The 21,292-nt window shown below is 29.9% G+C and carries 22 protein-coding genes and 1 pseudogene; 1 reads left to right on the plus strand and 22 read right to left on the minus strand.

Annotation, left to right across the window (positions count from 1 at the left end; all coding sequences use genetic code 11):
* Positions 1–17 precede the first annotated feature (17 nt).
* The 11 genes from A3M9_RS0101775 to A3M9_RS0101825 form a co-directional block, all read right to left on the minus strand.
* The gene (locus A3M9_RS0101775) at positions 18–1,760 is read right to left on the minus strand and encodes an aldehyde ferredoxin oxidoreductase family protein (RefSeq protein WP_027307687.1); all 1,743 of its coding nucleotides are present in this window, start codon (positions 1,758–1,760) and stop codon (positions 18–20) included.
* A 1-nt stretch (position 1,761) separates the two neighbouring features.
* Positions 1,762–2,163 carry a 4Fe-4S binding protein gene (locus tag A3M9_RS0101780; RefSeq protein WP_027307688.1) on the minus strand — a complete coding sequence of 134 codons (402 nt, stop codon included), beginning with the start codon at positions 2,161–2,163 and terminating at the stop codon, positions 1,762–1,764.
* 104 nt (positions 2,164–2,267) lie between these two features.
* Positions 2,268–4,859, minus strand: a complete 2,592-nt coding sequence (clpB, locus tag A3M9_RS0101785; protein ID WP_027307689.1) for an ATP-dependent chaperone ClpB — start codon at positions 4,857–4,859, stop codon at positions 2,268–2,270.
* 12 nt (positions 4,860–4,871) lie between these two features.
* Positions 4,872–5,480, minus strand: coding sequence for a hypothetical protein (locus A3M9_RS0101790; RefSeq protein ID WP_027307690.1), 609 nt, complete (start codon positions 5,478–5,480; stop codon positions 4,872–4,874).
* An 88-nt stretch (positions 5,481–5,568) separates the two neighbouring features.
* Positions 5,569–6,855: a helix-turn-helix transcriptional regulator gene (locus A3M9_RS0101795; RefSeq protein ID WP_027307691.1), complete on the minus strand. Its 1,287-nt coding sequence runs from the start codon at positions 6,853–6,855 to the stop codon at positions 5,569–5,571.
* A gap of 14 nt (positions 6,856–6,869) precedes the next feature.
* Positions 6,870–8,165, minus strand: a complete 1,296-nt coding sequence (locus A3M9_RS0101800) for a helix-turn-helix domain-containing protein (protein ID WP_027307692.1) — start codon at positions 8,163–8,165, stop codon at positions 6,870–6,872.
* 114 nt (positions 8,166–8,279) lie between these two features.
* Positions 8,280–8,456: a YtxH domain-containing protein gene (locus A3M9_RS14565; RefSeq protein WP_073249605.1), complete on the minus strand. Its 177-nt coding sequence runs from the start codon at positions 8,454–8,456 to the stop codon at positions 8,280–8,282.
* A 71-nt stretch (positions 8,457–8,527) separates the two neighbouring features.
* Positions 8,528–9,466: a hypothetical protein gene (locus A3M9_RS0101810; protein ID WP_027307693.1), complete on the minus strand. Its 939-nt coding sequence runs from the start codon at positions 9,464–9,466 to the stop codon at positions 8,528–8,530.
* Positions 9,467–9,547: 81 nt separating this feature from the next.
* On the minus strand, positions 9,548–10,090 hold the full coding sequence (locus A3M9_RS0101815; RefSeq protein ID WP_027307694.1) for a flavodoxin family protein: 543 nt from the start codon (positions 10,088–10,090) through the stop codon (positions 9,548–9,550).
* 198 nt (positions 10,091–10,288) lie between these two features.
* Positions 10,289–10,684: a hypothetical protein gene (locus A3M9_RS0101820; RefSeq protein WP_027307695.1), complete on the minus strand. Its 396-nt coding sequence runs from the start codon at positions 10,682–10,684 to the stop codon at positions 10,289–10,291.
* 44 nt (positions 10,685–10,728) lie between these two features.
* On the minus strand, positions 10,729–11,904 hold the full coding sequence (locus A3M9_RS0101825) for an FprA family A-type flavoprotein (RefSeq protein WP_027307696.1): 1,176 nt from the start codon (positions 11,902–11,904) through the stop codon (positions 10,729–10,731).
* A gap of 149 nt (positions 11,905–12,053) precedes the next feature.
* On the opposite strand from A3M9_RS0101825, the gene A3M9_RS0101830 reads away from it, so the two are divergent.
* The gene (locus A3M9_RS0101830; RefSeq protein ID WP_027307697.1) at positions 12,054–13,115 is read left to right on the plus strand and encodes a hypothetical protein; all 1,062 of its coding nucleotides are present in this window, start codon (positions 12,054–12,056) and stop codon (positions 13,113–13,115) included.
* Positions 13,116–13,426: 311 nt separating this feature from the next.
* Here the strand turns inward: A3M9_RS0101830 and A3M9_RS0101835 are convergent, their stop codons facing one another.
* From A3M9_RS0101835 to moaA, 11 genes and pseudogenes are all read right to left on the minus strand, one after another.
* Complete coding sequence (locus A3M9_RS0101835) at positions 13,427–13,921, minus strand: hypothetical protein (RefSeq protein ID WP_027307698.1); 495 nt, start codon at positions 13,919–13,921, stop codon at positions 13,427–13,429.
* A gap of 67 nt (positions 13,922–13,988) precedes the next feature.
* Positions 13,989–14,375: a (deoxy)nucleoside triphosphate pyrophosphohydrolase gene (locus tag A3M9_RS0101840; RefSeq protein ID WP_027307699.1), complete on the minus strand. Its 387-nt coding sequence runs from the start codon at positions 14,373–14,375 to the stop codon at positions 13,989–13,991.
* Positions 14,376–14,774: 399 nt separating this feature from the next.
* A complete protein-coding gene (locus A3M9_RS0101855; protein WP_027307700.1) occupies positions 14,775–15,413 on the minus strand; it encodes a hypothetical protein in 639 nt (212 codons plus the stop codon).
* Positions 15,403–15,981, minus strand: coding sequence for an ATP-binding cassette domain-containing protein (locus A3M9_RS14840; protein ID WP_256379671.1), 579 nt, complete (start codon positions 15,979–15,981; stop codon positions 15,403–15,405). Before A3M9_RS14840 ends, A3M9_RS0101855 begins: the two co-directional genes overlap by 11 nt.
* Complete coding sequence (locus tag A3M9_RS14960) at positions 15,939–16,256, minus strand: ATP-binding cassette domain-containing protein (protein WP_084424562.1); 318 nt, start codon at positions 16,254–16,256, stop codon at positions 15,939–15,941. The genes A3M9_RS14840 and A3M9_RS14960 overlap by 43 nt, the downstream gene beginning before the upstream one ends.
* 1 nt (position 16,257) lies before the next feature.
* Complete coding sequence (locus tag A3M9_RS0101865; protein ID WP_027307701.1) at positions 16,258–18,306, minus strand: hypothetical protein; 2,049 nt, start codon at positions 18,304–18,306, stop codon at positions 16,258–16,260.
* A 42-nt stretch (positions 18,307–18,348) separates the two neighbouring features.
* A complete protein-coding gene (locus tag A3M9_RS0101870) occupies positions 18,349–18,765 on the minus strand; it encodes a hypothetical protein (RefSeq protein ID WP_027307702.1) in 417 nt (138 codons plus the stop codon).
* 179 nt (positions 18,766–18,944) lie between these two features.
* Positions 18,945–19,406, minus strand: a complete 462-nt coding sequence (def, locus tag A3M9_RS0101875; protein ID WP_027307703.1) for a peptide deformylase — start codon at positions 19,404–19,406, stop codon at positions 18,945–18,947.
* 17 nt (positions 19,407–19,423) lie between these two features.
* The gene (locus tag A3M9_RS14965; RefSeq protein WP_198011926.1) at positions 19,424–19,858 is read right to left on the minus strand and encodes an MOSC domain-containing protein; all 435 of its coding nucleotides are present in this window, start codon (positions 19,856–19,858) and stop codon (positions 19,424–19,426) included.
* A gap of 3 nt (positions 19,859–19,861) precedes the next feature.
* Positions 19,862–20,338 (minus strand): annotated as a pseudogene (gene moaC, locus A3M9_RS14755) (cyclic pyranopterin monophosphate synthase MoaC); the annotation flags it as partial.
* 2 nt (positions 20,339–20,340) lie between these two features.
* A complete protein-coding gene (moaA, locus tag A3M9_RS0101885; protein WP_027307705.1) occupies positions 20,341–21,285 on the minus strand; it encodes a GTP 3',8-cyclase MoaA in 945 nt (314 codons plus the stop codon).
* Positions 21,286–21,292 lie beyond the last annotated feature (7 nt).

The following is a 21,292-nucleotide window of genomic DNA, read 5'->3' on the forward strand; positions in this document are numbered from 1 at the left end:
ACCAGTCCATATTTTTATTATTCATTCATTAGATCTTCTATCATTTTCTTATATTCCTTAACCATTTCGTGGGCCTTTTCACTGCTTAGAACTCCATTTAGAGTCTTAGTTTGGAAGAATCTTTCTGGAATCTTTATGCTGTCTAAGCTGTATCCAAGTTTTGCCTTTATTTGATATTTAAGCTTTTGTATATCCTTTGCAAATTGAGTAAGTTCTTCATTTGTCATATTAATTCCAACAGCCTCTAATGCTTCAAGAACTATATCTCTTGTATATACCTTTCTTGCAAATAAACATATTACTAAGCTTGTTAGAATGTTTCTTTCTAATTCTTCGTCATAAACCTTCTTAACAATATCTTCTTCCTTTGGTTTTGATTGATCTATTGAATATCCACCATTATCAAGGTGTGAGTGTCTTGAACCAACAGCAAATCCTACAACATTTCCATATCCTGTATGATATCCTGCCATCTCATTTCCACCTAAATGGCAAGCAAAATCTGAACCACCATAAACCTTTGAAGCGTGAACTACACCTTTTCCTAAATCTTCATAGAACTTATTCTTTCTTGTTGAAATATACTTAACTGCTGCAATATAGTTTTGAACAATACCAAATTCAAATGGTACAAGTGTCTCTTCAAGTGAAACATATCCTCTCTTGTACGCTTCTGTTGCCCATCCTAAAACAACACCTGTTGATATAGCATCAAGTCCTTCGCTTTCAACAACGTCAATTAGTTCAAGTATTTCGTCAGTTGACTTTATACCAAGGAATGTACCAAGTGCGAAAATAAGCTCGTGGTCATATGATACATTTATTGTTTCATATTCATATCCTGCATCAAATTCTCTTCTTACTTGACCAATGTGGATACATCCTATTGGACATCCTGCACAAGCAACCTTTCTTACAAGATTATCTTCTGCAAACTTTTCCCCTGATACATCTTCTGCAAAATCTATCTTGTTCTTTTGAAGGTTGAAGGATGGTAGTGAATGCATTTCATTTAGAGGAATAACGTTAACTGGAGTACCAAGTTCGTGATACTTCTTCATTAGGTCAGTGTTTAGAACCCTATCATATATCTTGTCATAAACTTTTCTATATTTTACCTTTAATTCCTGTGGTATATCCACTGTATTGTTTCCAATAACAACTATTGCCTTAAGGTTCTTTGAACCCATTACAGCACCAAGCCCAAGTCTTCCAAAGTGTCTGTATGTATCTACGTTAACACCTGCATAAGTTACAAGGTTTTCACCTGAACGACCTATTCTAATTGAGCTTCTTACACCACTTCCGTGTGTAGTTTGTCTTAATATCTTACCTGTTTCTTCAACAGATAATCCCCACATAGCTCTTGCATCTCTAAATTGTACTCCATCATCAATTAGAAGATATTGAGGATGTGCTGATTTACCAGTTACAACTATAGCATCAATACCAGCAAATCTCATAGCCATTGCAAATCTTCCACCTGCATGGCTCTCTCCATATTCCTTTGTATGTGGAGAATAAAATGTTGCAACTGTCTTTGTACATACTGGCATTACAAAAGAAAGAGGTCCTATTGCATAAATCATTGGCTGAGCTGGATCAAGTGGGTCAAGCTCTGGCTTTATATTTTCATCAAGAAGCTTTGCTGCAAGACCTGTACCTCCAAGATATTTAACAAGGTCCTTTCTTTGCTCGTATCTATATTCTTGCTTTTCAAGGTCTATATAAAGAACATTAATGTAGTCTCTTGCTAGCATATTATAAAACCTCCTTCGTTGTAATACATCTGTGTGGACAATACTTTGTACAATATCCACAATGAGTACAAATTATTGGATATCCCTCTTCATCAAATCTAATTGCATTTACTGCACAAGCAACTCCACAGGCACCACACTTTGTACATTTATCTTTGTGGAATACTACTCCTCCGCCTGTTCTCTTTGTTAGAGCACCAAACTTACAAGCCTCCATACAAGCTGGTTCTTCACATCCACGACAAATATTTATAACAAATTCACCTGTATAACCACCTGATGTTTTAACTTCTATTGCTGAGTTAGCAATTGAATATTCTCCTCTAAGTCTTGCACAGGCTTGACGGCAAGATAAACAACCTATACATCTTCTTCTGTCTGCTACCTTCAATACCTTTGCCATTTTTACACCTCCAATATTTTAATATGCAATTGTTTATTATATAACTTGCAATATAAACAAATGCTATTATATCACAAAATAATAAAAAATTTGTTAACAGTTTGTTAATTTGTTATCAAACACTCTAACCTTCCTTGCAATTCCTTGATTTCTACTTTATCACCATCTTTTACCTTTCCTGACAATATAATCTTTGCCAATTCTGTCTCAATATATTTTTGAATAAATCTCTTTAATGGTCTTGCACCATAAACCTGATCATAACCAACGCTTGCTATATAATTTAAGGCACTTTCATCCACATAAAGCTTTATATTCTTTTCATTAAGCCTTGATTGTATTTCATTTATAAATATTTTTATTATTCTCTTAATTGATTCATTTGAAAGTGGCTTAAATATGACTATATCATCTACTCTATTTAAAAACTCAGGCCTAAACCTCATCTTGAGAACATTCTGAACCTCTTTATAAATCTCATCTAAATCTTTATTCTGAATTAATCCCTGCTGTATAACATCACTTGCTAGATTAGATGTCATTATAATTATTGTATTTTTAAAGTCAACTATGTGTCCTTTGCTATCTGTAAGCCTTCCTTCATCTAAAAGCTGTAAAAATATATCAAATACCTCCTCATTTGCCTTTTCTATTTCATCAAATAAAATTACACTATATGGTTTTCTTCTAACAGCCTCTGTTAGCTGTCCACCTTGTTCATATCCTACATATCCCGGAGGTGCTCCTATTAGCCTTGAAACCGAAAACTTTTCCATATACTCTGACATATCTATTCTAATCATATTATCCTCGCTGTCAAACAGCTCCCTTGCTAAAGTTTTAGCAAGTTCTGTTTTCCCAACACCTGTAGGTCCTAAAAAGATAAAGGAACCTATTGGACGCTTTGGGTCCTTTATTCCTGCCCTTGCTCTTAAAACTGAACCTACAACTACCTCTACAGCTTCATCTTGGCCTATTACTCTCTCTTTAAGTGATTTTTCAAGATTTAACAGTTTTTCTCTTTCTCCCTCAACAAGCTTTGAAAGAGGGATATGCGTCCACCTTGAAACTATCTCACATATCTCTTCTTCAGTAACCTCCTCCTTAAGAAGAAGATTTGCATTCTTTATTTTATCCTCTAATACTTTTAACTCATTTTCAAGTTGAGGTAGTCTTCCGTATTTAATTTCAGCAAGTTTATTTAAGTCGTATTCCTTTTCTGCCTTTATCATTTGTGCCTTTAGATTATCTATTTCTTCCTTTATATTCCTTATCCTTTGTAACTCTTCCTTCTCTTTACTGTATCTTGCGTTTAATTCCTTCTCCTTCTCCTTTAAATTTGCGATTTCCCTCTCAACATCCTCTAACCTAATTTTTGAAAATTCATCCATCTCACCTGAAAGTGCTCTTTTCTCTATTTCAAGCTGCAGTATTTTTCTCTTTACTTCATCAAGTTCATAAGGAACACTTTCTATTTGAGTTTTTATCATTGCACAGGCCTCATCCACTAAATCTATCGCCTTATCTGGTAAAAATCTGTCTGTTATATATCTTTTAGACAATTTTGCCGCAGACACTAAAGCACTATCGTGTATTCTAATTCCGTGATGTATTTCTAATCTTTCCTTTAAACCTCTAAGTATTGCAATAGTATCCTCTACAGTGGGTTCATCAACATAAACAGGTTGAAATCTTCTCTCAAGGGCCTTATCCTTTTCTATGTACTGCCTATATTCATCAAAGGTTGTTGCTCCAATACAGTGAAGTTCTCCACGAGCCAACATAGGTTTTATCAAATTCCCTGCATCAACAGCTCCCTCTGCTTTACCTGCCCCAACTATTGTATGTATCTCATCTATGAAAAGTATTATCTTACCTTCACTTCTTTGGATTTCCTTTAGAACTGCCTTAAGTCTTTCCTCAAATTCACCTCTATATTTTGCCCCTGCAATAAGTGCACCTAAATCTAAGGAGAATATTTTCTTATCCTTTAATCCCTCAGGTACATCTCCCTTTACTATTCTCTGTGCCAATCCCTCTACTATTGCTGTCTTACCAACACCAGGGTCACCAATTAACACAGGATTATTCTTTGTTTTTCTTGAAAGTATCATAATTACTCTTCTTATTTCATCATCTCTGCCTATAACAGGATCTAACTTATTCCTTCTTGCCTCCTCTGTCAAATCACGACCATATCTTTTAAGTGCATCATATGTACCTTCTGGATCATTAGTCTCTACCCTTTGTCCTCCTCTTGCCTCCATAAGTACCTTTAAAAACTTTTCTTTATCTATTCCTTTTTGAATCAACATCTTTTTTAGTGGATGTTCAATATCTAAAATTGCTAAAAAAATGTGTTCAACACTTATATAAAGGTCATTCATATTAGCCATTATTTTTTCTGCATTCACTAATACCTCTTCTAATCGGCGTGTTGCATAGACATATCCAGAATCAGCAGCTTGACCATACACCTTTGGAAGTTTATCTAAATATGCCTCCACATCATTTTGAAGCTTTTTATTATCAATTCCCATTCTCTCTACTAAGCTTGGTATTAAACCATCCTCCTGCGTTAAAAGAGCAAAAAGCAGGTGTTCTACATCTACCTGCTGATGCTTAAAGGAAACTGCAATCTGTTGTGAGAGATTTAATGCATCCTGTACCTTAAGCGTCATCTTATTTATGTCCATAAAACCATCTCCTTATAATGTTTTACATAAATCATAAATCTTTAAAAATTCCTCATAAAAATGATTTGCAAGCTGTCTTTTTTGTTTTATACATTCTGATTTTGTATAAAAAGCACCAATATATAAGTTTAACTTGTCTTCTTTATTTTCCTCCAAAACAATCTTAATATTATCATAGGCCTTTGAATTCATCTCTAAGCAATTTATTTTTATAATTTCAGTACATTTAGTTTTTGTAATTCTATTTAAACTTATAAAAGATTTTTTATTGCTTAAAATATAATTCCATATTTTATCTTTTGAGTTTGATATTATTTCTTTATTTTGTGTATTATAATAAATGCCAACCCCATATTGATTAATGACAATATCTATGTATGCATTTTCACTTATCCTATGTCTTGCCTTTAAATTATCACTTTTTTTATTACTCTTCAAAAAATCCTTTTCAAGCTCTAAAAAACCGTTAGTATGCTTATGATATATCTTTTGAAGTTCATAACAAAATGCTCTAAAATTAGTTTTTACATTTTCTCTCTGCTTTAGATACTCGTCATTAAGGTTTTTTTCTAAATTTTTAAAGTATTCAAAATCCTGTGCCTCAAACCCTAAAAATTCCATACGTATCCCCCCAATAATATAAGCGTGATTTCTTTTATAATTAATTATAACCAAACATTTCTAAAAAAGAAACCACGCCTACTATTTTTTATTTATTATTTTGAGAAAGAAGCAAATACTCTATTGCCTGTTTATTATCTCCCATATTTTTATACATTTGAGAAAGCTTTATGTAAAGCTCCACCTTTTGTTCTTCCCTATTACACTTTTCCACAAAATCTAACGCATAAAAGGCATAATCCTCTGCCCTCTGATAATCTTTAATTTTGCATAAGAAATCAAACCTTGACATCAATATTTTTATTATTCCTTCTTCATAATTTTGCTTTAACATTACTCCTTCAGCTTCATTTATTACGTTTAGTGTTTCATCTAATCTCTTCATTTCCAACAAGCAGTCTATTAAATTTAAATAAACATCTAAAATAAAGGCTATATTTTCCTTATTTATCTCCTTCTCGCACTGTATTATATCTTTAAACAATTGTATTGCCTGTTCTTTGTTACCAGATTCCCAAAGGCAAACAGCCATATTGTTTTTTGCCTTTAGCATACCCTCATAGTCGCTGTTTAGTTTATATTTTTTATATGCATTTTCAAATCTTTTGAAGCTATCCTCTGCATCCTTTATCTTAAAATCTACATTACCCTGCATCATTTCTATACCTGGCAAATATTGTTCTTTATTATGCCAGTCATTTTGCTTTATGAAATCCTTAAGTTTATTTAAATAAACATCTGACAATGTATATCTATTTAGTGCTATTGAGCATAAAGCTAAATCATAATAGGTTCTTGCTATATTATCTAAGGAAATTCCCTTATCAATTAGCTCTTCAGAATTTTTATAATAACCAAAGGCTAATTCATATTTGTTGTTAAAATAGCTACAATTACCAAGACAAATATATATATCGGATATAATATCATAGTTATTTGTTTTTAGGTAATAAACAAGTGCCTTTGAAAAATCGATAAAACTTTTATCATAATCCTCTTTAAAGTATGATTGTTTTGCAAAGCAGTAATAATAATATCCCTTTTGGGCATCTGAAAGCATATCTAAATTTTCTTCATATACTTTGATTCTATCTAATACCTCATCAATGCTTTCTTTATCAAAGTTTAAAGCAATCTCATCCATCAACTTTTGAAACTTCTTCTGCATTCTTTCTCTATCAGTTAATGTAAAATATTCTACATCTACCTCTAACTTTTCTGCAATGTATGATAGCAACTCATCACTTGGATTACATTTACCATTTTCAATTGAACTGATTTGAGCAGCAGTAACCCTGTCCCCCGCAAGCTCCTTTAAAGTCATTCCCTTTTGTTTTCTTAAATTGCGTATCTTTAATCCTAAATTCTCACCCATATCAATCCCCACTTCTAAATTATTCCTAATTCCTTATATAAATCTAAACTTCTATTCATATATTTAAGTGCTAAATCCTGCATATTTAAATCAACATATAACTTTCCTAATAGAACACAAAAGTTAGCAAGCTCCCTTTTATATTCTGTAGCCTCAAGATATTTTATAGTATTTATTAATACCTCTTCAATTTTAGCAATATTATTCTCTATACTGTATATCTTATACAAGTACTCATATCCCTTTATTCTGTATTCGTGTTCTTCATATTTTAGAGTATCAAGTAGATCAATAACTACTTCCTTAGCCTTATCAATCTGCCCAAGTTTAATATAATTATCACATAGCTTAAACAAGGTTAATGGCACAGTATTATCCTTTATCTCCTGTTTTATTTTTAATGCATTTGTTAAATGGCTAAAGGACTCCTCAAAATTATCAAACTTTGCAAAAATTTCACCAATACCATCTTCAATCTCTGCTATGTCCTTTTTATAGTCAAGCTCTGAAAGTATTTCCTTTGCTTTTTTTGAATAATTAATTGCCTTTTCTATCTTACCTTCCTTTGCATAGGATAAACTCAAAAGTACAAGAACATCTGCGTAAGCCTTTTTATCATTAAATACTTCTAACTTTTTCTTTGCAATATATGCATAGTCTATTGCTTGGGAGATTTTATTTAAATATAAATTAGATATAGCAATATAATAATTTATTTTTGCCTTTAAGAATTCATCCTCTAAAAAATTCTCTGAAATTATTGTATCTCCTTGTGTAAAATAATTTAATGCCGTTGAATAATACCCCATATTTATACTAATTTTACCTAACAATATAAAACTTTTAATAACATCTTCAACTAAATTAAGTTTTAAAAACAAACTATTTGCGATTAAGCAATATTGTTGTGACTCTTCATATTTCTTGTCGTGATATTTTATTATGGCTAACACCATATTAAATTTCCCCTTATACAAAATAAGGTTGTACTCATTAGCATAATGAATGCCCTTTTCTACATATTCCTTTGCCCTTTCAAATTCCTTTGAAGAAATTGAAACTTCGGCTATATTTAAATAGTATTCACATATCTTTGAAGCCTGCTTCTCTTCGCTTTCAAGAAAATAATCTACATCTGTCTCAAGCTTCTCTGCTATATATTCAAGAAGTTCAATACTTGGATTGGCTTTTCCTGACTCAACTAAACTTATCTGACCAGGCGTAACCCTATCCCCTGCAAGTTCCTTTAAAGTTAAATTTTTCTCTTTTCTTTTTGCCTTTATCTTTTCTCCTAAAGTTAATATTTCCATACTCATCCCGCCTATTAGTAGTATTATTAATTAATTATATAAAATTTTTATTAAACATTACAACTAAAAAATGATTAAAAATTTCATTAAAAAAATAAATAGGGGTAAAAACCCCTATTTCATATAGTCTCTTAGGTCTTCAACAATGTCCTCAAGCCTATGTGCCATTCTCTTTCCTGCTCTGTTAACCTTTCTTCTTGTTCTATAGTCCATTCTTGGCATAGCCATTAAGCTGGCTGCTGCACCAATTAATGCTCCTGCTGCAAGTCCTGTAAATAATCTATTTTTCATAGGACACACTCCTTTCTTTTTTCTTCACTATTTAGAGTGTGCATTATTAAAAATTATAAACAAGAAATTTATTATTTAATTGTATTTATTTGTACTATCTTGTAATTTTCTCCCATTTCAACATAGTATCTATTATATTGTGTATTTATATTTGTACTTTCATTTTCATCTGTAATTATTTTAACTTCCCAATCCTCTTTAACATCTATTTCTATTACTCCTGAGTGTTTTAATTTTGCAGAAACTACTTTCCAATCTATTAATTTTTTATAATATCTGTAGTCTACAGTCTTTAACCATTCTATTTCATTCAAAACCTCTTTATATAGCCCTGAATCAGTGTACAAACATTGCACTTCAGTTATTTTTTTATTTTCTATAGCATTTTCTTTAAACTTTAAAAAATTATATATTGCTTCCTTGCATTTATCTATTACGTCCTTTGCAAGTTCAAGCTTTACCTCTAGCTTTTGTCCTGCAAGTATTCTATTTTCATAGTCCTTACATCCCTTAAGTTTGATTTTAACATTGTAGGATGCAAAGGGTATTTTTTCTATAGTAACAAAACCGTTTTTATTCTCGTAAATTTGACCACATACTTCAACACTTGAATAAAGAGGCACTTGCAAAGTCCAATTATAAACATAATCATTAAAATCCCAATATAGTTTATTTTTTTCTTTTTTTATTTTTAATATTTTATCTCCCGTTTTGCTATTTACCTTTAAAACATAACCATCTTCAGTTTTTTGTTTTTCTTTTATATTAATTTCATCTCCAAAATTATATTTTATATATTCTTCAAAAACTTGATAAGTAAAATCTTTATTAATTATCATATTATATAATGCTTTATAATCCTTTTCCTTAAGGGATTTTTCAAAGGCTGTATAATCATTCTTTGGTTTTATAAATAAAAATAAAGCAAATATAATAATAAAAACTAAAATAAATATAAACCTCTTAAAAAGGTACTGCCTCTCCAAATCATATAAACCACGGGTATGCATAAAGACCTCCTAAAATTACTACAAAATATTTTATTAATGATTATAGTCATTTATTACTATATTTATACATTGAAGGTCTTTTCATATTTTTTTTAATATTTTTTGTATATCTCTATCTAATGTTTCATAATCCAAATCATCATTGTCTGTATTTAACTTAAATATTGAACCAGTAAATTCAGCATTTAAAGAAATAAAAACATATTTAGTTTGAAGCATAATGGCATCTACCATTTTTTCATTTTTTCTTCCCGCGGTAAATATATATATACCTTTTTTAGGTTTAATATATCTATTCAATATAAATTTTCTTGCATAGATAACCTGAAGCCTATCTATTAATGCCTTCAACGGGCTTGTAAAGGAAGCAAAATATACTGGAGATGAAATAACTACTAAATCTGCATCTTCGATTTTTTTATAGATATAATCTAAATCCCTATATATGCATTCACCTGTCTTTTCACATTTTTTGCAACCTATACAATATTTGAAATTCAATTCATAAACATTTAAAACATCAATTATATTTTTTTCATCTTTAAGTTCATCTAAAAATTTATTAAGTATGTAATATGTTTTACCCTCTTTGTTAAAGCTTCCATTTAAAACAATAACATTCATATATTCACTCCTTTAAAAAGCTAAGGCACCACGAAGGTGCCTTAGCTTTACCTATAGGGGGTAACACCATTTATAAAATGGCATCACTTACTAATTTAATATTTATTTATGTAATAATTTTATCAATTTAAAATTTTAAAGTCAATAGTAAATTTGAAGTTATTTTCTTAACAATTTCTTATTTCAGAATTTTAAATTTTACAGTTCTAAATCATCCAGCACCTTATCTATATCAAACTGAACATCTTTATCACTCACAACTAATACAAACTCACATTGTTCAAAGAAATTTCTATCAAGTTCGTAAGTAACAAAATCAAAGTTCAAATCAAACTCCTCTGCTAAATCCTCAACAATGTCCTTCACATTATCAACTGCAATGTCAACTAAATATGGCAGAAAATATTCATCATACCAAACATCTTCACCTTTATCCTCATAATTATCATTAGCATATGCCTTTGCTGCCTCAATTTCTGCCTCATCAAAGGTATAGACAAAGTTAAAAACAGCTATTTTTTCCTTGTATTCTATTTCGTCGATTTCATCTAACCCTTGCTTTTCTAAAAATTCATAAATTCTTTTTGTATTCATATTTATCACCTCGTTTACATTATATCCCTTTTATATTAAGTTATTCATATCTTATTGGCAATTGTTTTTCCCAGTTCTATTGCTCTTTGTATATCCTCTTCTGAAGGCTTAAACTTAACCTTTAGGGCTTCAAGTTCTGTATTAAACTTTAATCCCTTTAATCTATCTGTAAGCATTGGTATTGCCTCACCACTCCATCCATATGAACCAAAGGCAACTCCTAATTTACCCCTATTAGTTATTGGACAAATTAGAGATAATAAATCCCAAACAGGCTTTACTGCATCTTGATTTATTGTTGGAGAACCTACTATTAATGCCTTTGCTCTTTCAATCTTATCCACAACCTCACTTAAATCTGTCTCAGATATATCATATAGATAAACCTTAGCACCGTTATCCTTTAGTCCCTTTGCTATATTTTCTGCAATAGTTTTTGTATATCCATAGGCTGAAACATAGGCAACCACTGCTGATTTTTCTTCTTCATATATTCCTTCTCTACTCCATTTTTCATACATATCTATATATTTATTTATATCTCGTCTTAAAACCGGACCGTGGCTTGTGCATATCATATCAAACTTTAAATCTTTAATTTTATCTATTGCAGATAATACATATTTTTTAAAGGGTCCCATAATAACATCATAGTAGTACTTAAATTCCTCTGAAAAATCTCCAACTTCATCATTAAAGATGCTGTTTTTATCACAGTAATGGCATCCAAATGCATCACAGGTAAACAATACCTCATCCTTTTCACTATATGTAAATATTGTATCTGGCCAGTGCAAAAATGGTGCTGATATGAATTTAAGGGTCCTTTCACCTATACATAAATCCTCTTTTGCCTCAACTGAGTTAAAATTCATATTAGTAATTTCCTTTATGTTTATTAATGCTGGTTTTGAAGCATATACAACTATATCTTTATATGCTTCTAATATTTTTCTTAAAGAACCACTATGGTCTGGTTCAGTATGTTGAACTATTAAATAATCAATATTTCTATCTCCAATTATGCTCTTTATGTTGTTTAAAAATTCTTCTTGGTAGCCATCCTTAACTGTATCAACCAGAGTTATTTTTTCATCAACAATTAAATATGAGTTATATGTAGTACCCATCTTAGTAGTCATTATAATATCAAAAACTCTAAGCTCTGGATTTTTGACTCCTACCCAATATATTCCCTTCTTCAATTCAACTGATGCCATAAATTCCACCTCCATCTATTATATATTTACATTATACACCAAAATAACGATTGATAAAATATTAATAGATAATTTTTTTCCTTTGTTTTTAGTTATATTATTATTTATTTCTTCATATATTTTTTATGAAATAATTTGGGAGGTATCATATGCTTATTCTCTTGTTTGCAGTACTCTGGGGTATTCTATTATGTCTTTTGCTCTCTGCCCCTTTTCCCTACACACCTCTTTTTACTGTTCTTTTTATTATATCAATCACAGTATTAGTTTCTGCTAAAAAAATGTTAATTATTAATAAAAAGTATATTATCTATTCTGTTGCTGTGTTTATTTTTTCTTATATATTAACTTGTTATGTAATTTTCAAACCACCTTCTCAAGACTTTATAAACTTTGGTACTATTTCTCAAAATAAAAGGGCTGTAATATTTTTATGTGAGGGAGAAATGGAAAAATATACTCCGTATTACACCAATTATTTTTTGCAGGATAAACCCTTTTATTTAAAACCAATATACAGCTATAGAATAAAAAAAATATACTCAGAACTTGAGGTAAACAGTAAAAACAACAACCTAAGCCTTATTGCAAGGGATGTTAAATCCTCTATTTTAAGCTATAAACCCTACTACTTTTATATTGCCTATTTAGGATATACCCCCTCTTTAAGTGATGCTATAACCTATGCAGTAAACGATGGTTGCTCTGAAATAATTATTATAAACTATACCTCCGATAATAACTTATTTGAAAAGACAAAAAAGTTTGTAGACTACAACAAACTAACCTCTAATGGAATAAGCATTAAATTTTCTAAAAGCGTACAAGAAACAGGTGAATTTCAGCAATACATAACTGAAAAAATAATAAATATGCCTGCAAAATTTGATGGGATTATCCTTTTAACAAAAAACAGTGAAGTAGCAACCATAATAAAATCTCATCTTAATGAACACTTTAGAAAAGATGATATATTTTTAATCACAGATGATTTAGATTACGGTATTAATTATTTTATTAAAAAGCAATGTAGTAATATTTTATATGTCTGCCTTGATGAATCCTCTTCTGGAATAATGACAGAGTATTTCTACCCTAAAATTGCCCTAAAGTATTCTGATAAGATAAAAATTGTTGGAATTAAGGATTGGGGATATGATAAGCTTCTTGTTAAGGCCGCAATAAAATGTTTTTTAGAAAATGAAAAATAAATCAGCCTAATTGGCTGATTCAGGCTGTTGAAAAAGTTATATATTGATTAGAGCCCCATGAAGGATTTCTTGGGCATCCGTTCATTTCACCAAGCAATTCTAAGCTTTTCTTTGTTTGAAAAGTCCTACCCTCGCGATGCCATCATCCTGATGGCCGCTCGGCTCGGCACATCCTGTGCCGAATTACGGACTTTTTCAAAGTCGAAAACCTAAGAATTGCTAAGGCTTATGAAAGAGCCTATTGAAATCCTTTCATGGGGCTTTTTCAAATTTTAGCTAACAAACAGGTTTGTCATCAATCTGAAATCAGCCTAATTGGCTGATTTTTTTAATGTATATAAACCTGTTGTTCTTGCAAAGAAAACTGATATTGCAGAATCTATTAAGTGATGTATTGCTGTTCCTACTGCAACTATATAGAACATTCTATAGTCAAGACCCACAATAGGTATTACAATAAATGCCTCAAGTAGTGCGTGTATAGGCATAACTATAAGTAGTACTATTTCATATTTTACTCCTCTTTTAACAAGCCATCCACCAAAATATCCAACGATAATATGCATCAATGCTCTTGCTGTAACTTCAGGTCTTCCAAGCTTTATAAAGAAACCAAGTGCTGAGGATGCACCAACCATCGCTGCTACCTGTGGACTAATTAGCATTGATAAGAATAAAGGAACATGTGACATAACTGTTGCTGTAAATGGGCCTAAATGTAATGTTAAAAAACCTCCAAAAGCAAGTGGTATTAGTATTGATAATGCCGCAAAAACTGCTCCTATTGTTAACTCTCTTGTCTTCATATAAATCCTCCTTTACACCTGTCTTTACACCTATTATACTGTAAAGACAGGTGTAAGTCTATATCTTTTATATATTTTTAGTAATTATTTTTTGAACCACTCCAACATCTGCCTCTAAAAAATTATAATTATTTAACTCCAAAGGGGTAACCCATCTAAAATCTTCAACTTCATTTGCTGTTATTTCCCCTCCCTTAAGCCTACACCTATACACTAACATTAACATATTAAACTCTGTATACCTATGAAAAACCACATCAAATATATCTATAACCTCAATATCAATATTTAACTCTTCTTTTATTTCTCTAATAATACACTCTTCAGGTGTCTCCCCCTCCTCAAGTTTTCCACCAGGAAATTCCCAAAGTAGTCCTCCCTTTTTTCCTTTTTTTCTTTGAGTTATAAGTATTTTATCATCATTTTCAATAACAGCAGCTGTTACAATTATCATTTTTTATTACTCCTTTATATGCTAAAATTATTATATATGGATATGGAGGTGTATGTATGAAATTTAATATAAATAAGCGGGCCATAGATTATATTGCCTCAAAGGGTGGCAATTTAATAATAACTGTTGTAAAATCCTCCTGCGGATGAGCAGGTAGTGTAAAAAGTCTCTGGATAGAGGCTGTAAAATATGTTGATAATATTGAAAACTACTATTATTATGAGCAGGATGGAATAAAAATATATATTCATAAAAGTCTTATTATTGATGATGAGGTAACTATTGATCTTAAAGCAAAAATTCCCCTAATAGGACCTATATTTAATGTTAAAGGGGTAAAAATAAGTTCCATATAGTATTACCTATATGGAACTTATTAATTTTATTTCTAAATAAATGTTAATCAACAACCACTAATGTATTGAATTTTCTTTGTGCTACTATTACAAAAACAATTGAAACGATACAAATAACAATCATCTTTATTGGTTCAAACGATAAACAACTAACAAATTTATAAATACTTAATACTGACACATAGTTTATAATAGTATCTCTACCTAAAAAACATATTGATATATATAGATATATAAAAGCTATGCTAACAGTTATATTTTTTGTCATCATACATAAATAATATGTAACCGATAAAAAAAATAATCCCTGTAATGAAATATAACTTAATGCAATATAGAATGAATTATCATTAATTTTGCTTAATACTAAGCAGAATATTAGTATTAAAACAAAATATAACCAAAATAATAATAGTTTTAAAATCCCACATCTTAACCTATTCAAAGGGAATGAATAGAAAACCTCTTTCCCTTCTTCTTCTATAAAATTATAAAATGACATAGACACCAAAAACGATATTGATGTTGAAAAAAACAATTGAATTAATAAATACTTACCACCTAAATCTTTTATATAAATATTGTTTATGATACCTATAAATACAGCTACCACAACTGGAATAAATGAAATTTTACCTATAGATTTAAATTCATTATAAAAAAAAATCAATCTACTTTTCATTTATTATACTCATATAAACATCTTCTAATGTTGGCTCCAGTTCTTTAGCTGTATCCATAGGCTTTATATTAGATAATAATTTGACGTCATATCCATCTTCTCTTTTCTCATACTCTAAAACCCTAAAATTTTTATTTATCATATCAAATTCCTCTACAGATATATATACTTTCCATACATAAGTTTTATTTGATTTTTTTACATCTTGAATTTTTCCCTTTTTTAAAATATCCCCTTTGTTTATGATAATGACATTATCACAAGTAGAAGCAACATCTTCAACTATGTGAGTAGATATTATTATTATAGAACTATCTTTTATATTTTTTACAATATTTCTAAATCTTAGTCTTTCTTCTGGATCGAGCCCAGCCGTAGGTTCGTCAACTATTAATATCTCAGGTTTTCCAAGTAGTGCTTGTGCAATACCTAATCTTCTTAACATACCTCCAGATAATTCTCCTACTTTTTTATTAGCAGCATCAGTAAGATTTACCATATCTAATACACTAAAAACCTCTGTTTTTAATTTTTTTCTATACCCTTCATATAACCAATATGTTCTAATGCTTCAGATACATATAAATTTTTATACAAAGAAAATTTCTGTGGAAGATATCCAATATATTTTCTAACTTCATCTTTTTGTTTCCAATTTATGTTTTTATATTTTATATCTCCTTCATAATCATCTATAATTGTTGTCAATATTCTCATTAAAGTTGTTTTACCAGCTCCATTAGGCCCTAATAAACCATAAACTCCATTTTCAAGTTCTAAATTTATATTATTTAAAACTTTATTTACACCAAAGCTCTTATTTAAATTCTCAATCCTTAGCATTTTAATTCCCCTCTTCAATTTCTTTTAGTATTTTACTTATGTCTTTAATTAAATTTTCTTGAGATGAATAATTGTTTCCGTTACTTAATATCTTATCAACTATAGTTCGTGCTTTCTCTCTTGGTGCATCATTTATGAATTTAATTAATCTCACATACTCTTGTTTATAATTATTATTTGTGATTACATCCTTAATTTCTTCATTAAAACGCACTAAATCTTTTTTACTTAGCTTATATGTATTTGAATTTTCATGATTATAAATATAATTTATATAAATCCCCCTTAATAATTGATAGTTTTCATAAATAATAATCTTACCCTTAGCTTTATAATTTACAATACCAGAAAAAATTAAGTCTGCCATACATTCATTTAAATCCTGTGGTTGTAGATATCCACCTCTTAAATAAATAATACTATGATCACCTAAATTAACTATAGCTGGCTTTATGTATTCTGAATAAATAACAAAAACTTTTTTATTTTCCTTAAAACTTATATAAATTTTATCTATATTGATATTTAACATTCTTTCTACTATTTTTTCTATGTTATTATCAAAATCAAGCAAACTATACGGATAATAAATTCCTATATTATTTGCAAAACTTTCTTTTATCAATGCATTAACTAATGTTACCCCAACCTCTGCATTTCCTCTCCATTTGTTATTTCCTGCAGAAGGAAGATTGCAGAATACTTGTCCAACTCCATTATATGTTAAACTATATTCTGCTTCGCTATATTCATAAGGAAAATATAACCCATTAAAACTTTCAGAACCTATTTTATTCACTGTTTTAGGTATCCATGCAAAATCTGCAGGCAGATACCACTTATCAAAATCTTTATACATAAAATACATAGGTTCCCCCGTGTATTTAATATATATTTTCATATTACCTTTTCTTATTTTATCTACTGGTTTGATAACCAACTCATCATCATTTCGCTGATAATTGCAACTTGTTTCATTAATTTTTACATTTTTCACATTAAATCCCCTATATAAAAGTAAGTTAATACTATTTTTTTCTTCCAAAACATCTAAATCCATAGACACATCAAATTCCATACCATTAACTTTATTAAATATACTAATATCATATTTTTTTATTTTAACATCTTCTGAAATATACTTATATTCATCACTTCTTGCTATCTTCATTACCTGCTTTGCTATATTTCTATAAAAATATCTATCCATATGTTTTGATATAATTTTAAAATTAAAAACAAACAGTATTATAAAAAAAACAGGAATAATTAAACTTAAAGCTTTTTTTATTTTTTTATTTTCATACTTTATAGAAATTAATAGTATTAAAAATACCATAAACAATAATGCAAAAATTCTTGTTAGTATTAGACTTCTTTGCAAATCAAATCCTAACATATAATCATAACTTGAATGAGCATCTATTTGTGCAATAGACAATGAACAAATAATTTCTTTAAAGCCACTAACCTCTATAACACTATCTATCACATCAAATAAAACAGGTCCTAAAACAAGTGATAAAACCACTATCAAGACATAGGAAACTTTATTATTTATTTTTTCACCTATTAATACACCAATTAAATAAGAGATAAAAAATGGCAAACACCAATATATAATTGTATATTTATTTATATAAGAATATATACTTAATTCACTATTTGATTTTAAATAAATTAATAATAAGTTGTATAATAAATTAAATAAAAGCATAAATAAAGTTACTACAAAACCAAATAAGATTTTAACTAAATTCTTAATTAAGTTGCCTTTTCTTATAGATAAAAATACTTCTTTGCAATTATTTACATTTTCTTGGTAACCTTGAAAAAAACCCAAAATCAAACCTAATACTATGAAAGTTTGACTTGTAAAAGCACTTAAAGAATAAATATTAGCTATACTATCACAATTGCTAATACTTATATATTGTAATATATTCAACCCATAGCCTATTATTAACATAAGTAATAATATATATTTTTTATTATCTCTTAGTAATATCTTATATTGTATTATTATAGAGTTTAATATCGTCTTTAACATACTCCACCTCCACAAAATACACAGTGCAAGTGGCACTGTGTATTAATCACCATAATCTACTAATTTTCCTGCCCCATAGCAACCTTTTTCTAAAGTACCATCTGGGTCTAAATGCATATAATACTGTCCTGCTGGTGCTCTATCTACTCTTAAGGGTACAAAATGTTCTTTATCCCCTGTCCCTGGAGGCATTAATTTTGATAAATAATCTATTCTTTTGTCTGGCCCAAAAACATCTTGATAGACCTCAGCCCATAAAGGTCTTTCAGAAGTTGTATCATTAAATCCAAATGTTTTCATATCTCCATTTTTATGTACAATATTAATACTGTCTGAACCACTTTGACCTTTATATATTGTTATGCTGACAACTTGATATGCTCTAACAGCTGAAATAGTTAATAAAAGAACCATAATTATTGAAAAACACTTCTTTTTCCTATAATTTATTAGTTTCATATCTTTAACCTCCTAAATTATTATTGTAGTGCACTACAATAATAATAATAATAATAATAATTTGTCAATATTTCCTATACTTAATTTATTATGGATAAAAAAGTATTTTATACCTTAAATTTATTTTATATATTAGGCTAAAAAGTAAGCCATAGGCTTTACTTTTTAGCCTATGGCTTTTACTCATCCTTATAAATTTCATATGCCCTGTCTACATACATAATTCCGTCTAAATGGTCAATCTCGTGACAAAAGGCTCTGCATAGAAGCTCTGTTGCCTTATACTTTACTTTTTTACCTTCTTCATTTAATCCCTCAACTTCGACCTCAACAGGTCTTTCTAAAAATCCATAATATCCAGGATAGCTTAAGCAGCCCTCTTCACTCTCCTGCTTTCCCCTTTGTTTTGTAATTTCAGGATTTATAAGAACTATTGGTTCCATTCCATCCCTTAAATCTATAAGTATAACTCTTTTATTTACTGCAATCTGTGGTGCAGCAAGCCCTATACCTGTTGTACTGTATAGTGTATCCTTTAAGTCTTGAATGAGCTTTTTAATTTCATTATCAATTACCTTAACTTCCTCACTTTTTGTTTTAAGTGCAGGATGTCCTAATTTTACTATTTCTCTAACTGCCATAAAACAACCTCCAAAAACTATTCTATAACTATTATATCATCACCTACTCTAACCTTTCCACCCTTTAATACCTTAACAAATATTCCCTCTCTTGGCATTACGCAATCTCCAACAAGCCTTTTTATTTCACATCCACCGTGACACTCTTTACCTATCTGTGTTACTTCAACCTCTGCCTCTCCAATTATCAATCTTGTGCCTATCTTTAAACTTGGAAGATCTATACCTTGAGTAGTTATATTTTCTGCAAATTTTCCATAATCCAAATGGTCAAGCCCCATCTTTTTCATCTTATCAATACTCTCTTCCGCCAGAAGGCTAACCTGTCTATGCCACTTTCCTGCGTGAGCATCTCCATTTACTCCAAAATCCTCAACAAGCTCTATCTCATTTACTGGATTTTTAACAACTCCCTTCTTTTCACTAACATTAACTGATACTACCTTTCCCATCTTTAAATCACTCCTTACAAAATGTCCTGATTTTCCACCTTTTTTTTCAATTAGCTTTATATCTCCTATTATCATCTCTTTGTCTATTGCTTTACACATATCGTATATAGTTAAGGCTGCTGTAGAAACTGCTGTTAAAGCCTCCATTTCAACTCCTGTTTTTCCAACCGTCTTTGCTTTAGCTGTAATATACACCCTTGATTTTTCTTCATCTATTTGAAATTCTATATCACACCCACTTAAAAATATGTTGTGGCACATAGGGATTATATCACTTGTCTTTTTTGCTCCCATAATACCTGCTACCTGTGCAACAGCCAAAACATCACCCTTTTTTATAGTCCCCTGCTTTATAGCCTCAAGGGTTTCTTTTTTCATCTCAATATATCCTCTTGCTACTGCAATCCTTTTTGTATCATCCTTTTCTCCAACGTCTACCATTCTTGCTCTTCCTTCTTCATTAAAATGTGTTAAATCCATATTTATCCTCCTGTTCTAACCATATCTCTACTACTCTTGCTTATTTTATCCTCTAAAAGGGTATGTTTTTCATACTTATTGTAAATTCCCATCTTTAAAACTTCTAATAGCCTGTCTACATCATCAATATATGGCCTTAAATCATATTCATCAGGATTATGAAGGCAGGTTTTTAATTTCCCATCGGAAGTAATTCTAACTCTATTGCACCTACTACAAAAACTGTGGGACATTGTTGTAATAAATCCTACCCTACCAATATGTCCATCTAATCTATACACCTCAGATGGGCCTCCACCGTTATTTTCTATCTTTACAATATTGGCACCCTCCAAGTATTTCATAATATCATCTTTTGTAACTCCTGTAAACCTTGTTGCTTCACCAATTGGCATAAGCTCAATAAACCTTACATCTATATTCATATTCTTTGTCATCTCGATAAAGTCAACGATTTCATCATCATTAATGTCCTTTATAGGAATCATATTAACCTTTACAACAAGTCCAAGTTCTAATGCCTTGTTAAGACCATCTAATACCCTTTTTAAATCTCCACCCGTCAATTTTTTAAACCTATCTTCATTTAAAGAATCAAGGCTTATATTCACTCTTTTTAAACCATTTTCAACTAAATCAAAAATCTTATCACCTAACAATATGCCATTTGTTGTAATACCTATATCCTCTATCCCATCAACTTCATTAATTGTTCTTATAATATCTAATATATCCTGTCTTACTAAAGGTTCTCCACCTGTGACTCTTATCCTCTTTACGCCCAAATGTGCTAGGGCTGTAACTATATTTTTAATTTCTTCCACAGTCAAAAAGTTATAGTGCTTAGCGATATATCCATTTGGCATACAATACAGACACCTTAAATTGCAGGCATCTGTTATAGATATTCTTGCATAATTTATCTCTCTATTAAACTTATCTAACATTTCACCA

This window comes from Caloramator sp. ALD01 (assembly GCF_000472625.1).
GTDB classification, from domain to species: domain Bacteria; phylum Bacillota; class Clostridia; order Clostridiales; family Caloramatoraceae; genus Thermobrachium; species Thermobrachium proteoclasticum.

Bases quoted from the DNA above. Each gene is read 5' to 3' on its own strand.
- A3M9_RS0101835 (WP_027307698.1), bottom strand. From the start codon at position 13,921: ATGAAGACAAGAGAGTTAACAATAGGAGCAGTTTTTGCGGCATTATCA.
- A3M9_RS0101820 (WP_027307695.1), bottom strand. From the start codon at position 10,684: ATGAATACAAAAAGAATTTATGAATTTTTAGAAAAGCAAGGGTTAGAT.
- moaA (WP_027307705.1), bottom strand. From the start codon at position 21,285: ATGTTAGATAAGTTTAATAGAGAGATAAATTATGCAAGAATATCTATA.
- A3M9_RS0101790 (WP_027307690.1), bottom strand. From the start codon at position 5,480: ATGGAATTTTTAGGGTTTGAGGCACAGGATTTTGAATACTTTAAAAAT.
- clpB (WP_027307689.1), bottom strand. From the start codon at position 4,859: ATGGACATAAATAAGATGACGCTTAAGGTACAGGATGCATTAAATCTC.
- def (WP_027307703.1), bottom strand. From the start codon at position 19,406: ATGGCAGTTAGAGAAATAGTAAAATTAGGACATCCTGCACTTAAAACA.
- A3M9_RS0101830 (WP_027307697.1), top strand. From the start codon at position 12,054: ATGCTTATTCTCTTGTTTGCAGTACTCTGGGGTATTCTATTATGTCTT.
- A3M9_RS0101840 (WP_027307699.1), bottom strand. From the start codon at position 14,375: ATGATAATTGTAACAGCTGCTGTTATTGAAAATGATGATAAAATACTT.
- A3M9_RS14960 (WP_084424562.1), bottom strand. From the start codon at position 16,256: ATGCTAAGGATTGAGAATTTAAATAAGAGCTTTGGTGTAAATAAAGTT.
- A3M9_RS14965 (WP_198011926.1), bottom strand. From the start codon at position 19,858: ATGGGAAAGGTAGTATCAGTTAATGTTAGTGAAAAGAAGGGAGTTGTT.
- A3M9_RS0101780 (WP_027307688.1), bottom strand. From the start codon at position 2,163: ATGGCAAAGGTATTGAAGGTAGCAGACAGAAGAAGATGTATAGGTTGT.
- A3M9_RS0101800 (WP_027307692.1), bottom strand. From the start codon at position 8,165: ATGGAAATATTAACTTTAGGAGAAAAGATAAAGGCAAAAAGAAAAGAG.
- A3M9_RS0101865 (WP_027307701.1), bottom strand. From the start codon at position 18,306: ATGTTAAAGACGATATTAAACTCTATAATAATACAATATAAGATATTA.
- A3M9_RS0101870 (WP_027307702.1), bottom strand. From the start codon at position 18,765: ATGAAACTAATAAATTATAGGAAAAAGAAGTGTTTTTCAATAATTATG.
- A3M9_RS0101855 (WP_027307700.1), bottom strand. From the start codon at position 15,413: ATGAAAAGTAGATTGATTTTTTTTTATAATGAATTTAAATCTATAGGT.
- A3M9_RS0101815 (WP_027307694.1), bottom strand. From the start codon at position 10,090: ATGAATGTTATTGTTTTAAATGGAAGCTTTAACAAAGAGGGTAAAACA.
- A3M9_RS0101825 (WP_027307696.1), bottom strand. From the start codon at position 11,904: ATGGCATCAGTTGAATTGAAGAAGGGAATATATTGGGTAGGAGTCAAA.
- A3M9_RS0101775 (WP_027307687.1), bottom strand. From the start codon at position 1,760: ATGCTAGCAAGAGACTACATTAATGTTCTTTATATAGACCTTGAAAAG.
- A3M9_RS0101810 (WP_027307693.1), bottom strand. From the start codon at position 9,466: ATGCATACCCGTGGTTTATATGATTTGGAGAGGCAGTACCTTTTTAAG.
- A3M9_RS14565 (WP_073249605.1), bottom strand. From the start codon at position 8,456: ATGAAAAATAGATTATTTACAGGACTTGCAGCAGGAGCATTAATTGGT.
- A3M9_RS0101795 (WP_027307691.1), bottom strand. From the start codon at position 6,855: ATGGGTGAGAATTTAGGATTAAAGATACGCAATTTAAGAAAACAAAAG.